This window comes from Winogradskyella aurantia, from assembly GCF_002266855.1.
In the GTDB taxonomy this organism is placed as follows: Bacteria; Bacteroidota; Bacteroidia; order Flavobacteriales; family Flavobacteriaceae; genus Winogradskyella; species Winogradskyella aurantia.
Map to the genome: position 1 here is coordinate 16,391 of NZ_NGJN01000004.1, position 13,644 is coordinate 30,034.

Annotated in this window: 11 protein-coding genes; 7 read left to right on the plus strand and 4 right to left on the minus strand. The window is 38.7% G+C overall.

Features of this window, described 5'->3' with window-relative positions:
* Positions 1-85: 85 nt before the first annotated feature.
* Positions 86-562 carry a hypothetical protein gene (locus CA834_RS08065; RefSeq protein ID WP_094968482.1) on the minus strand — a complete coding sequence of 159 codons (477 nt, stop codon included), beginning with the start codon at positions 560-562 and terminating at the stop codon, positions 86-88.
* A gap of 106 nt (positions 563-668) precedes the next feature.
* Here CA834_RS08065 and CA834_RS08070 point away from each other — a divergent pair, with 106 nt between their 5' ends.
* On the plus strand, positions 669-3,596 hold the full coding sequence (locus tag CA834_RS08070; RefSeq protein WP_094968191.1) for an FAD-binding and (Fe-S)-binding domain-containing protein: 2,928 nt from the start codon (positions 669-671) through the stop codon (positions 3,594-3,596).
* A 4-nt stretch (positions 3,597-3,600) separates the two neighbouring features.
* Here CA834_RS08070 and CA834_RS08075 read toward each other — a convergent pair whose 3' ends face one another.
* Positions 3,601-4,452 carry a UDP-2,3-diacylglucosamine diphosphatase gene (locus tag CA834_RS08075; protein ID WP_094968192.1) on the minus strand — a complete coding sequence of 284 codons (852 nt, stop codon included), beginning with the start codon at positions 4,450-4,452 and terminating at the stop codon, positions 3,601-3,603.
* Positions 4,453-4,659: 207 nt separating this feature from the next.
* Here CA834_RS08075 and aroC point away from each other — a divergent pair, with 207 nt between their 5' ends.
* The 6 genes from aroC (at position 4,660) to CA834_RS08105 (ending at position 10,806) form a co-directional block, all read left to right on the plus strand.
* Entirely contained in the window at positions 4,660-5,730 is a 1,071-nt protein-coding gene (aroC, locus tag CA834_RS08080; protein WP_094968193.1) for a chorismate synthase, read from the plus strand.
* Between the two features lie 150 nt (positions 5,731-5,880).
* Complete coding sequence (locus CA834_RS08085) at positions 5,881-7,326, plus strand: dicarboxylate/amino acid:cation symporter (protein ID WP_094968194.1); 1,446 nt, start codon at positions 5,881-5,883, stop codon at positions 7,324-7,326.
* A gap of 63 nt (positions 7,327-7,389) precedes the next feature.
* On the plus strand, positions 7,390-8,427 hold the full coding sequence (gshB, locus tag CA834_RS08090) for a glutathione synthase (protein ID WP_094968195.1): 1,038 nt from the start codon (positions 7,390-7,392) through the stop codon (positions 8,425-8,427).
* Between the two features lie 53 nt (positions 8,428-8,480).
* Positions 8,481-8,816, plus strand: coding sequence for a hypothetical protein (locus CA834_RS08095; protein ID WP_094968196.1), 336 nt, complete (start codon positions 8,481-8,483; stop codon positions 8,814-8,816).
* Positions 8,816-9,646, plus strand: coding sequence for an N-formylglutamate amidohydrolase (locus CA834_RS08100; RefSeq protein WP_094968197.1), 831 nt, complete (start codon positions 8,816-8,818; stop codon positions 9,644-9,646). The genes CA834_RS08095 and CA834_RS08100 overlap by 1 nt, the downstream gene beginning before the upstream one ends.
* Positions 9,646-10,806 carry a flavohemoglobin expression-modulating QEGLA motif protein gene (locus CA834_RS08105; RefSeq protein ID WP_094968198.1) on the plus strand — a complete coding sequence of 387 codons (1,161 nt, stop codon included), beginning with the start codon at positions 9,646-9,648 and terminating at the stop codon, positions 10,804-10,806. Before CA834_RS08100 ends, CA834_RS08105 begins: the two co-directional genes overlap by 1 nt.
* 413 nt (positions 10,807-11,219) lie before the next feature.
* On the opposite strand, the gene CA834_RS08110 is transcribed toward CA834_RS08105, so the two are convergent.
* Together CA834_RS08110 and CA834_RS08115 are read right to left on the minus strand one after the other, a co-directional pair.
* Positions 11,220-11,642: a thiol-disulfide oxidoreductase DCC family protein gene (locus tag CA834_RS08110; protein ID WP_094968199.1), complete on the minus strand. Its 423-nt coding sequence runs from the start codon at positions 11,640-11,642 to the stop codon at positions 11,220-11,222.
* A gap of 22 nt (positions 11,643-11,664) precedes the next feature.
* Complete coding sequence (locus CA834_RS08115; RefSeq protein WP_094968200.1) at positions 11,665-13,557, minus strand: tetratricopeptide repeat protein; 1,893 nt, start codon at positions 13,555-13,557, stop codon at positions 11,665-11,667.
* Between the last annotated feature and the right edge of the window lie 87 nt (positions 13,558-13,644).

A 13,644-nucleotide genomic window follows, 5' to 3' on the forward strand; every position in this document is an offset into this window, starting at 1 on the left:
CTTAACTTTATATTTTAAAGGTTTACAAAAAGCAATAAAAAAACCACCTGAAAATGGTGGTTTTATCTATATTATAAGCTACTGATCAGAACTGGTAACGTATCCCTAAAGCGATATCAAAATCCAAATCGTCATTAAAATTTCCCAATCCTAATTCTGGCCTAAAATCCAAGGACAGCAATAAAGGGATATCAAAATTATATTCAATACCAATATTTCCGGCTATAAAAACAAAAGTTTCGTCATCAATACGGTTGTCATCAAAATCGTAGGACGCAATACCAGCACCAGGCCCGGCGTACCAGTTAAAGTTACCATCTAATTGCCAAACCCAATGGTAGAGTCCGGTGAGTTTAAAACCATCATAATCGCTGCCACTACGCCAGCCTAAGTCCAATTCAAGCCTATTGTTATCGCCTAAGGCACGTTGATAGGAGACCTCGGCACCAAAACCGTCACTGTCGCCAAGCCTAAGACCTATGGCATTATCAGCTATCTCTTGTGCGCTTATAAATGTAAATCCGACAAAAAGGGCAAGAATGGAAAAAATCAATTGTTTCATTGTTTCTCGTTTTTTAAAAGAATGAATTATAACGTACAAAAATAACGTTATTAATGCATTTATATTGGAATTCTTCATAGTTTTATAAGCATTTTATCTGCAGAATATGGCGCAAAACATCAGATTGGAAACCCTAAAATCCCAACTTAAGGGCGAATTGTATTTTGATGACTTAATGCGACGATTGTATGCCACTGATGCCTCCGTCTACAGAAAATTACCCCTCGCCGTGGCCTATCCGAAAGACGACGCAGATATTAAGACCATTATTGATTTTGCAAGGTCTAACCAAACATCGCTAATACCACGAACAGCAGGAACCTCCCTTGCAGGGCAATGTGTTGGAGAGGGCATAGTTGTAGACGTGTCGAGACACTTCACTAGAATTATAGATATAGATGCAGTGAACAAAACCGTAACGGTACAGCCAGGTGTTATAAGAGATGAACTTAACAATATACTAAAACCCTACGGTCTGTTTTTTGGGCCCAATACGTCAACCTCTAACCGTTGTATGATTGGCGGTATGGTTGGTAATAATTCCTCTGGGACCACCTCCATTAAGTATGGTGTTACCAGAGATAAGGTCCTTGCCCTAAAAACCATTTTAAGCGATGGAAGTTCAGTGGAATTCAAAGCCTTGTCAGAGAAGGCCTTTCATGAAAAACTGAGATTAGACAACTTGGAAGGTCAAATCTATAGCACTGTTTTTAAAGCCTTGGCGCCTAAGGAAAATCAAGAGCAAATCATTGAACAGTTTCCCAAGCCTAGCATACATCGCCGAAATACAGGTTATGCCATAGACGCACTCATAAAATCCGTACCCTTTTCAGACGATGACAGCGCACCCCATTTTAATATGTGCCAGCTGTTATCGGGCAGTGAGGGCACACTGGCCTTTACCACTGAAATTAAACTGCAACTTGACGATTTGCCGCCGCCTGAATCTGCCATGGTAGCACTTCATTTCGCAACTATTGAAGATTGCCTTAAGGCGGTAAAAACAGCTATGCAGCACAATCTGCATACCTGCGAGATGATGGACAGTACTATTTTAAATCTCACCAAGCACAATAAAACCCAGCAAGAAAATAGACAATTTATAATTGGCACTCCTGCTGCTATTTTGATGTGTGAGCTAAAATCCGTTGACCAAGAGACTTTGCAAACACAAATAGAACATTTTGTCAATACCTTTAAGGGTAAAGACCTGAGCTATGCGGAAGTGGTTTTGGAGGGTGAAGACATTGACAAGGCGCTTGAATTGAGAAAAGCGGGCTTAGGTCTTTTAGGCAATATGATAGGCGATAAGAAGGCTGTAGCTTGTATTGAAGATACAGCGGTAGCGCTTGAAGATTTAGAGCCCTATATCAGCGAGTTCACCGAATTGATGAGAACCTATGGGCAAAACGCCGTGTATTACGCCCATGCTGGTGCTGGCGAGTTGCACTTAAGACCAATTCTCGATCTGAAACAAGCTAAAGACGTTGAGCTATTTAGGCAAATCACAACCGATGTGGCCAAACTGGTAAAGTCTTACAACGGATCCATGTCTGGGGAACACGGCGATGGTATAGTGCGTGCGGAGTTTATTCCTTTTATGATAGGAGAGGCCAATTATGCACTTTTAAAACAAATAAAAACGGCGTTTGATCCAAATAATGTATTCAATCCTGGTAAAATAGTGGAGGCCTATGCCATGGATAAGGATCTACGTTATGAACCAGAGCGTAAGGAACCTCAAATAAAGACCCTACTGGATTTTTCAGGTTCTATGGGAATTCTAAGAGAGGCGGAAAAATGTAACGGTTCTGGGGATTGCAGAAAATTGCCGGAGTTTGGAGGTACCATGTGCCCGAGTTATAGGGCAACACGAGAGGAAAAGGATACCACAAGGGCAAGGGCCAATGCCCTGCGTGAATTTTTGACGCATTCAGATAAAATCAACCGTTTTAACCATGAGGAGCTCAAGGAGGTGTTTGATTTGTGCTTGAGCTGTAAGGCTTGTGCCAGTGAATGCCCGAGCAGTGTAGATGTAGCTGCGCTTAAAGCAGAGTTTCAATACCAATATCAAAAGGCCAATGGTGTGAGTCTAAGGACGAGGCTATTTGCTCATAACAACAAATTGAATGGCCTTGGCAGTCGCTTTCCAAAACTGACCAACGCTATATTTTCTAACCTTATAACGGGGAATATAATTAAGTCGTTAGCTGGTATTGCCAAAAAAAGACAGCTTCCTTTAGTGTCAATTAAAAGTTTAGATAAAGCGTATCAAAAAATTAAAAATGAGTTAGTTATAAATAATTATATAAAGGAGGTATATATTTTTAACGATGAGTTTACCAATTATTTGGATACAAGCATTGGACTAGATGCCATAAGCCTTTTGACAAGACTGAACTACAAGGTCAATATCATTCAAAATGTAGAGTCCGGTAGAGCTATGATTTCCCAAGGCTATCTTGAAATGGCACAAAAACACTGTAATCAAAATATCGCCCTTTATAAGGATGTAATTTCTACCGATACGCCCTTAATAGGTATAGAACCATCCGCCATTTTAACTTTTAGGGATGAGTATCTCAAACTCGCCGATGATATGGATACGGCTAAATCCATAGCATCAAACACCTTTCTCATTGAAGAGTTTATCCAGAAAGAGATAGAACTAGGCCATATTAAGGCTAATCAATTCACAACAGAAGAAAAAGTCATTAAATTCCACGGGCACTGCCATCAGAAGGCCTTGTCTAATCAAAAGTCTAGTTTTGACATCCTCAATTTGCCAAAAAACTACAAGGTGACCATAATTCCTAGTGGCTGCTGTGGTATGGCGGGGAGCTTTGGTTATGAAAAAGAACACTACGACGTGAGTATGGCCGTGGGTGAGCAAACCTTGTTTCCAGCGGTGCGCAAAGCATCGGAAAATATTATCATCGCTGCCAATGGCACCAGTTGCCGGCATCAAATCAAGGACGGTACAGGACGTATGGCCCAACATCCGATAACGATTCTCAAGGAAGCGCTTTTGTAGTTACTTAGGCTTTTTTGTTTTTGTTTGGAGACTTAACTATAGTGATGGCCGCAATTAAATCCTTAACAGTCATGTCCTTTAGTTCCTCATCAGCAAAAAAAGGGGAGAGTTTATCCTTATTGTAATTGTATATTTTCCAGCGTTTGAATTGGTATTCCAATGCCGTGAAGTTTTCTACCCAATCACCGGAATTTAAATAGGTGGTTGTACCGTGCTTATTTTCCATCACCAACATCTTCGGTTGGTGGATATGGCCACACACTACATAATCATAACCGTTTTCAATAGCGAGATCTGCCGCAACCTTTTCAAAATCCTTCACATACTTTACGGCACTCTTTACACTATTTTTAATTTGTTTTGAAAGCGAATAACGCTCCTTGCCCAGTTTTTCAAGTCCCCAGTTCACAAAGCGATTAAGAAGTGTCAGCACATCGTACCCCCAGCCTCCCAATTTAGCGAGCCACTTGGCATTCTGGATGGAAATGTCAAAGACATCACCGTGAAAGAACCAGGCTTTTTTACCATCTAGCTCTAGAACGAGCTTATTTACGATAGAGATGTTGCCAATAGATGTATCGGCGAACTTACGTAGCATTTCATCATGGTTGCCGGTAATGTAATAAACCTCTGTACCGTCTGCTGCAAAATCCATGATTTTTTTGATCACGCTTAGATGCGATTTGGGAAAATACCGTTTTTTAAATTGCCAAATATCTACAATATCACCATTGAGTATTAATTTCTTAGGCTCAATACTGCTCAGATAGGTTAAAAGCTGTTTGGCATGGCACCCGTAGGTGCCAAGATGGATGTCGGAAATGACGGCTATTTCTACTTTTCGCTTTAGATTCACAGCAGGACTTTAATAATGCAAATAACATCATCTGTTATTACCTGATTATAAAGCCATAATTAATTAACTATAAGCAAATTGTTATTAAATTGTTACGTTGTATTAAATTGATTTTAAGCACTCCAGACCCTATTTAATGTAGATTTAAAAGTCCTTGGGTTTTTCTTTCTGTGATAATACATTTACTTTAGCGGAAAATATAATTTAATGGCAGGAAATACCTTCGGAAAATTATTTAAACTAACGACGTTTGGGGAATCACATGGTGTCGCAATCGGTGGCATTATTGATGGCTGTCCGGCTGGCATTCCACTGGATTTTGAAGCGATACAGCAGGACATGCGTCGTAGAAAACCTGGGCAATCGAAGATAGTTACCCAGCGAAAGGAAGCCGATGAGGTAGAGTTTTATTCAGGTATTTTTGAAGGTGTTACCACAGGTACACCGATTGGTTTCGTTATTCATAACACCAATCAAAAATCCAAGGATTATTCACATATTAAAGACGTCTATCGTCCCAGTCATGCCGATTACACTTATGACAAAAAATACGGTGTACGCGATTATAGAGGTGGAGGTCGCAGTTCGGCAAGGGAAACGGCTTGCCGTGTGGTTGCTGGCGCCATTGCGAAGCAAATGCTTGGCGAAATAAAAATTAATGCCTTTACGTCCGCCGTTGGAACCATACAATTAAACACCCCTTACCAAGATTTAGATTTCAGTAAAATAGAATCTAATGTGATTCGTTGTCCAGATACGGATTTGGCAGAACAAATGATAACACGTATCAATGAAGTAAAGAAGCAAGGCGATACGGTTGGTGGTGTGATTACCTGTGTGATTCAAAATGTACCGGCCGGTTTGGGAGAACCCGTTTTTGATAAACTCCATGCAGAACTCGGAAAAGCCATGCTCTCCATAAATGCCGTTAAAGGCTTTGAATACGGTAGCGGTTTTGAAGGTTCTAAAATGTTAGGGAGTGCCCATAACGATAAGTTCAATGCAGACGGTACAACACAAACCAATTTATCTGGTGGTGTACAAGGGGGAATTAGTAACGGCATGGATATTTATTTTAACGTGGCCTTTAAGCCCGTTGCGACTACACTTCAAAAGCAGAACACCATAAATAGCGAAGGCAAAACCGTGGAAATGCAAGGAAAAGGCAGGCATGATCCTTGTGTGGTACCAAGAGCCGTACCCATTGTTGAGGCTATGGCGGCCTTGGTCATTGCAGATTACCAATTGCTACGTAGGCAGGAATCAAAGACATGGTAATTTTAAAATTACAAGCTTTAAAACAGCTTCTATTTTAGCGATGCGGATGAATACACTTTTTTACTGAAAAAGATATCATCCAACAGTATTACAAGGTGTAAAACACAACATAAGAATTATGAAATGCCTGCTGTTGCAGGCCTATAGCGTATGAAAAAACTAGCATTACATTGGAAGATTATTATAGGAATGGTTCTCGGAATTATCTGGGCTTTGGTATCGAGCTCAATGGGTTGGAGCGCATTTACCATTAATTGGATCGATCCTTTTGGCACCATCTTTATAAATCTGTTAAAGCTTATCGCTGTTCCTTTGGTTTTGTTTTCCATAATTAGTGGTGTGGCCAATATTGGGGATCCTTCAAGTTTGGGTAGAATGGGAGGTAAGACCTTAGGGATTTATTTATTGACTACCATTATGGCAATTTCTTTAGGGTTGTTACTGGTAAACCTTGTAAAACCTGGTAAGCTCATGGACGAACAAAGCCGGATAGACAACAGGATTTCCTACGAGATTTGGGCTGATGCAGAGGGCTATAAAATAAAGGACGGGATAAATTATCTTCAAAAACCTGAGTTTTTTAAGCGTGCCCAAGAAATCTCCGAACTGTCCAAAAGTCAGCTTCAAGAGGCCGCAGTAGCCGAGAAAATGGAAACGGTTAAAAAGCGAAAAGAAACTACGCCATTACAGCCTTTGGTAGACATTGTGCCCAGCAATTTTTTCTATTCGCTATCCAATAACGGGCTTATGCTTCAAATTATATTTTTCGCTATCTTTTTTGGAGTCTGTTTGCTTTTTATTCCAACAGATAAATCCCAACCAGTTTTAAACATAGTAGATGGTATCAATGAGGTCTTTCTTAAGATGGTAGATATTGTTATGCAAGCCGCTCCATTTTTTGTGTTTGCCTTATTGGCAGGTGTTGTAAGTAAAATGGCAGGGGATGATATTGGTAAGGTCGTTGAGATATTTAAAGGATTGAGTTGGTATTCCTTAACCGTTTTGGCAGGATTGCTTTTAATGATATTTGTGGTCTATCCTACGATTTTGAAGTTATTTGTAAAGAAAATACCGTATACCGGCTTTTTTAAATCTATGAGTCCGGCGCAAACCTTGGCATTTTCTACCTCTAGTAGTGCCGCTACACTTCCCGTAACCATGGAGTGTGTGGAACAGAACTTAGGGGTTAACAAAAAAATCAGCAGTTTTGTATTGCCTATTGGTGCTACGGTTAATATGGATGGTACCAGCCTCTACCAAGCGGTAGCGGTTATATTTCTGGCGCAAATGCACATGATCGATTTAACTCTTGGCCAGCAAATCACTGTGGTTTTAACCGCAACATTGGCCTCTATTGGTTCCGCAGCAGTACCCAGCGCAGGTTTGGTAATGCTAATCATTGTGTTGAGTTCGGTGGGCTTAAATCCGGCTTGGATTGCTATTATTTTTCCCGTAGATCGTATTTTAGACATGTTCAGAACTGTAGTGAATGTTACGGGAGATGCTACGGTATGCTCCATTATTGCGGATGGCGAAGACATGCTAGACTACCAAGAGCATGAGAACCCGACACAAACCTTTGATTTGGATTCTTAAATTTTTCAACCTCATTAAAAGTACTTAACTTTAAGTCCATAAAATCAGCCAAAATAAGATAACATGAACATTTGCTTTATAATGTATCCTTGGGATGAGATTGATCCAGAAAATGACACGAGTCTAGCCTTAATCAAGGAATGTGTGAAACGTGGTCACGGTGTGGCCATGTGTACACCGGCCAATTTAACCATTAGAGACAGTGTAACCAACGCGTTTTGTAATGTGATCGGTCGTATGGATAAGGTGCCATCAACTTTAAAATCATTCTACAATAAGGTGAAACTACGTGAGGAGATGTTACCCTTAGCTGGTTTTGACGCTCTCTTTTTCAGGGCCAACCCACCTTTAGACCCTTTAATGCTCAATTTTCTGGATTCCGTAAAAGAGGATGTGTTCATAGTCAATTCCCTTGAGGGCATGCGTGAAGCCAATAATAAGCTTTATACCGCGGCTTTTGGTGCATCACACAGTAATATTATTCCCAATACCCATGTGTCCAAAAATAAAAAGTACCTCATTGAGCAAATCAAGGAATCGAAAAGTGACAAAATGATCTTGAAGCCGTTGAACGGTTTCGGCGGATCTGGGGTAATTCTTATTGAAAAATCGGCTATGAGCAATATAAATTCCTTGTTGGATTTTTATATTACAAGTTCAGACGGCAGTTCTAATTACGTTATCCTTCAAGATTATATAGACGGTGCGGACCAAGGTGATGTTAGGATTTTATTGCTTAATGGCGAGCCCGTAGGTGCAATGAGACGTGTTCCTGGATCTGATGATCACCGCTCAAATGTCTCTGCGGGAGGCTCCGTGCAAAAACATACCCTGACTAAGGCTGAAAAAGCACTATGTAAGCAAATAGGACCAAAATTGGTTAAGGATGGCCTTTATTTTGTGGGGATTGATGTGATTGGCGGAAAACTAGTTGAGGTAAATGTTATGTCACCCGGTGGTATTACCTACATCAATAAAGTCTATAAAACTAAAATAAAGGTAGAGGAAAAGGTCATTGATTTTCTGGAAAGTAAGGTTTTGGACAAGCTTCAGGCGTTTGATAGAAGAACCAGGTTGCGGAAGACCGTTGATGAGGCCTAATTGAATAGTTGTAAAACGTAGCACTTAAATTTAATTCCAATTTTATATAAACAATGAAAACGGTTGATTGGACCCGCGATGAACTTTTAGCTTATATCCTACTGTTTGCCGCAAATTCAGATTTTAAAGAGGATAATAAAGAGCGCAATGTGATTATATCCAAAGTAGATGTCTACACATTTCAAGAAATCCATGATGAATTCAACAATGACAATGATTATCAAGGAATTCAAAAAATAATGGCCAGTCTTAGACAGCATAATTACGAGCAGGAGGATGTGGAAATCCTTTTGGCTGATATTAAAACCTTATTCTTTTCGGATGGTAAGTTTAACATCCAGGAACGGAATATGTTGAAATGTTTGAATCGCTTATTTAAAACGCTTTAATGGAAAAACTCCCTATCGAGGCCATCATAAGAAAAATAAAGGCAGAAGAAGTCTTCCACGCCGTTTCTGAGGATTATAGCTTTACGCTAAAAATAGAAAGTTATGCACACTATGTATGCGCTGCCATTCATGATGGTCACCAATTTAGAAAAGACCTTTGGGATAATTGTTTGCATACAGAGTACGACCGTTGGTACGAGGAAGACCCAGAGACCAAGGCTATGGTGCAGTCTCATCCTATAGTTATTGCTGCACGCGATTCGCGTTTTGAATACGACCTAAATCGTTTTCCAGAGGAAGCGGTTTTTGAAACCGCGTGGGGCAAGCAGTTATGGAAACAGCCATTACCAGCTAAGGAAACAGCCAAAAGCCTACAAAAACATACTAATTTTTTTAGGGTCGTTGAAGCCTTAATCTCTAAACTTGAGGACAAATTTGGAGCGTGTATCGTTTACGATATGCACAGCTACAACTGGCAACGCTGGGATAGGGAAGTACCGACGTGGAATTTAGGAACCTCTAATATTGACAATGATAGGTTTGGAGCTTTGATTGAGTCTTGGCGACTGGACTTAGAGAGCATTGAGTTACCCCACCAAATAAAGCAGACAGCAAAAATTAATGATACCTTTTACGGTAACGGGTATTTTTTAAGGTTTATAACCAATACCTTTGACCACACTTTGGTTTTGGCTACAGAAATCGCTAAGGTCTATTGCGACGAGTACAAACAGATTATTTACCCAGAGGTAGTGGATGCGGTAGAAAGACAACTTAAAAGATTAGTACCCAAACACGCACAGGAATTTTACGAGACCTTTATACACTAATGGCCCAAATAAAAACAACGGATGAGTTTCAGGAGATATTTGAAATAGATGCCAATATCAATCGTCTGGTGAAGAAGATTGAATTGCTCAATTACATCAATCCACAAAATATCGCAGCAGAGAAAAAGAAGTTTTTTTCTGCCAAGTACAATTACGAGCCCGAATTTAAGTATCCTAAAATACGTTTTAATGGTTACAAGCTGCACCGCCTGTTTTTTTCTCAGCGTCTTGAGCGGATTGAAGATGACGATATCCGAGCCTTATACGAAGATATTATTTACGACTATTCTGGACTGGTTGAATGTATTGAAACCATAGGGCAGGGCCGTAAGTTTTATTTCAATAGCCTTAAGAGTTTCGGTACTCCGACCGAACGGTCTCTCGACAATGCCAAATTCATTCTTCGCTTTGAGGATTCCGAGTTTAATGAAGAAATGTTGCCATTGTATAATGCTGTAGAGGCCAGGGAATACTTTGATGAATTTTCTAAACGTTACGATTTTAAGTACAATATTAAGATATCCAATAATCTCTCCGCGGCTGCCATGGTTTTGAACAACACACAAACCTTGGTATTGAGGAAAAGCCATAAGTTCAGTTTAAATCAGCTTAAAGTACTCACCAATCATGAAATAGGTGTGCATATGGTTACGACGTTCAATGCCCTGTCACAGCCTTTAAAAATATTCTCTAATGGGTTTCCCAATAATGTTGAGACCCAAGAAGGACTTGCCGTCTATTCAGAATTCATGAGCGGATGTTTAACGGTTGATCGCCTTAAAGAGCTGTCCTTTAGGGTTATTGCGGTGGACAGTTTAAACAAAGGCTATAACTTCTCAGATACGTTTCATTTATTGCACAACCAGCACAAGCTCAATAGAGACAAAGCCTTTGCCATTACATTGAGAGTGCATCGCGGTGGAGGGTTTACCAAAGACCATTTGTATTTAAAAGGTATTCGTAATATCTACAAATACGCCAGGAACGGTAAGGACTTAGGCCTATTGCTAACCGGAAAGGTTAGTGAGGAATACTTACCCGCCATAAATAAACTTTTAGACCTAGGTTTGGCAGTGCCACCAAAATATAGTACTGATGCTTATAGCACCAATGACAACAAAGACCCCAATCTAGATTTTATTCTTAAAAGTCTAAAATAGCTTTTGAAAGTGCTGAGATTCTTTTATCTCAAATGGCATAACCTATCCGGTCTTAATGAGAAGTCTAATAGTTTTTTGCTTTACTACAATTCTTTAAGCCACGTGAAGTTAACTTCGAGTTTTCATATAAAACATAAAACATAGCTCCATGGTTTTATAAGTAACTGATGCAGTTTATAGATGATTTTTACGGGTTGTAAATTTTAATCAAGAATTAAGGCTCTATATCGATTATTTTTTAAAACATCAGTGATAGTATTCTATATTTGAACGGACAAAATAATGTGCTATTAATCAATACTATATGTTCCCTCAATTTAAAAAATTGATATAGAGTTTTTGTTTACATTAAATTAGTTTAAGTAAGTTGTTAATTTAAGAAGGCCTTTTGGAGTTTAATCTAAAAGGCTTTTTTAGTCTAGGAATTTAGCTTGAAGCTCAGGTGTTGGAACCATACAACTTTCTTTTTTACCGAACCACTTGTAACGGTTTTTGGCTATTACGTCATAAGCCCAATTTCTTATAAAGTTGGGTACCAAAAAGAATACGGAATAAAGGTACGTAGGGAAACTAAGATGTCTTGCAATGTGCAAGGCCGCAGATGATTTATACCTTAGTCTGTTTGAGACGGGGTCGTAAAGTAATATTGAGTCAATTTTATGTGTGTCTACATTGAACTTCTGGATAACCGCTTGACCAACCTCACTTTGTAAGGGAGCAAAAATAAATCTATTGTTTTGATCACGCTTAATTATATATAATACACTGGTATTGCATAAGTTGCAAACGCCATCAAACAAAATCAATTGTCGGTCTTTTGGAATATCTAAAATCACAAAACAAAGATAACCTTTGTATCTATAGGGTATTTAAAAATTCCGTTAAATCCACATCCTTGTCCAGTTCAAGTTTCTTTTTTAAACGGTACTTCGATTTAGTGACACTATCGGGCAACACATTGAGCATTGAGGCTATTTCCTTTGTAGAAAGTTTCATACGTAAAAAAGACGCAAGACGTATGTCCTTTTCAGATATATCACTGGCCATTTCCTTAATTTTAACATCAAAATTATTATGTACCTCAGAGAAATAGGATTTAAAGACCTCCCAATCCTTATCTTCCGCACTTTCTTTTCTTAAGAGCATCACCAGACGTCTAAACTCAACTTTAAATAATTCGGGCGATTGTTTGATCTTTTCTAAATTCTCCTTTAATTCTTGTATAAAGGTATTTTTCTGAACCAAATGAAGGGTTTGGGAGGCGAGTTCCTTCTTCTTAAATTCAATCTCTTGCTTGTAGATTTCTTCTTGCTTTTGGCGCTCTATCTTATTTTTTTTCATGCGCTGTTTAAATCCAAAATAGAGCAGACCCGAAATAGCTAGAAACGAAAACATCCCAATGCTATAGATGGTTTTGGTCAGCTTATCATTTTGAGCCTGGGCATTTAAAGTTTTTATTTCCTCATTTTGAAGTGCTATCTTAGCTTTATTCTTGTCGGTCTCATAGATAGTTTTTAGCTCTTCAATTTGTTGTGACTTCTTAATATTGAACAAGCTGTCCTTTATCTTTTGGGATTCTTTTAAATAATAGATTGCAGGGTCAGCCTTTTTGGATTTCAAGAGAATGTCCGACTGGAGTTTGTAAAAATCTGCTAAATAGGGTAGTGCGCCCATAGATTTAGTAATTGAAATCGCCTTATCATTGTAGCTTAAAGCACTTGACAAGTCGTTTAATTCATAATCGATTTTTGATAATCCGTTATAGGCATTGGCCAAACCCAATTGAAGGTTTTCAGTTTCTGTAATTGTCTTTGCTTCATTGAGTAGCGTCTTTGCCTTGGTGTAATTTTTATTCATCAATTCTAATTCCGCAAGATTATGCATACTGTTTGAAAGTGACATTTTATTTTCAACAGCTCTAGAATTTTCAATAGCTAAATCAAATTGTCTTTTAGCTTCATCATAGTTATTTAGGTTTTGAAAAGAAATTCCCAAAGAGTTATGCGCATAGGCCGCGTAAATTTTATCATCGAGCTTTTTGTATATATCGATGGCCTGTTGAAAATAATCAATCGAAGAACTATGATTCCCAAGGGCAGATTCAATATCACCGATTTGCTTCAACACATCTGCTTTTCTTGATTCATGATTAATGTCTTCAAAACACTTTAATGCGGCAAGGGCTTCTTCTAGTGCCAATTTATAACTACCCTTTTCAATGTATATGTTAGCTAATGAATTATGTTGAGCACCAATAAATTTGGTCTTTAAATCGCCATCGGCTTCATTGTCTTTTATGGATTGTAAGGTTTCCTTTGTGAGTGCAATAGCTTCATCCATTTCCCCATTGAGTCGTTTGATATCTGATATAGAGTGATTGATGAAGATGATACCTCTGGTACTATTTATAGCTTTAAAATATTGTTTTCCTATATTGTAATAATATAGAGCAGAGTCGTTCTCACCTCTGTTAGAATGGTAGTTGCCAAGGTGCATATTACCTACACCTAGACCTTTGATGTAATTAATTTTTTTTGAAATTTCTAATTCTTGTAAGGCGTACTGTTTGGCTTCTTCCGGTTGCGAAAACATCAATTTTTCGTGAAGTAGGGTTAAGATGGCGACTTTAACGGAGTCATTTTCACTTCTGTTTTTTAATTCCAGTTTTAGACTATCAATGAGTTTTGTTTGTTGTGAAAAACCGAATTGGAATAATAGGGCAGCTAGTATAATAAAGGTGGTTTTTTTCATAACAGATTGGAATAAAGGTATTAAGACGAACTAAAGATACTAAAGCTTTTGCTATACATCAAGTCTAAGGTTTTGGACATACAATCC

Coding starts and splice junctions, on each gene's coding strand:
- CA834_RS08070 (WP_094968191.1), top strand. CDS start 669: ATGGCGCAAAACATCAGATTGGAAACCCTAAAATCCCAACTTAAGGGC.
- gshB (WP_094968195.1), top strand. CDS start 7,390: ATGAACATTTGCTTTATAATGTATCCTTGGGATGAGATTGATCCAGAA.
- CA834_RS08065 (WP_094968482.1), bottom strand. CDS start 562: ATGAAACAATTGATTTTTTCCATTCTTGCCCTTTTTGTCGGATTTACA.
- CA834_RS08095 (WP_094968196.1), top strand. CDS start 8,481: ATGAAAACGGTTGATTGGACCCGCGATGAACTTTTAGCTTATATCCTA.
- aroC (WP_094968193.1), top strand. CDS start 4,660: ATGGCAGGAAATACCTTCGGAAAATTATTTAAACTAACGACGTTTGGG.
- CA834_RS08115 (WP_094968200.1), bottom strand. CDS start 13,557: ATGAAAAAAACCACCTTTATTATACTAGCTGCCCTATTATTCCAATTC.
- CA834_RS08100 (WP_094968197.1), top strand. CDS start 8,816: ATGGAAAAACTCCCTATCGAGGCCATCATAAGAAAAATAAAGGCAGAA.
- CA834_RS08105 (WP_094968198.1), top strand. CDS start 9,646: ATGGCCCAAATAAAAACAACGGATGAGTTTCAGGAGATATTTGAAATA.
- CA834_RS08085 (WP_094968194.1), top strand. CDS start 5,881: ATGAAAAAACTAGCATTACATTGGAAGATTATTATAGGAATGGTTCTC.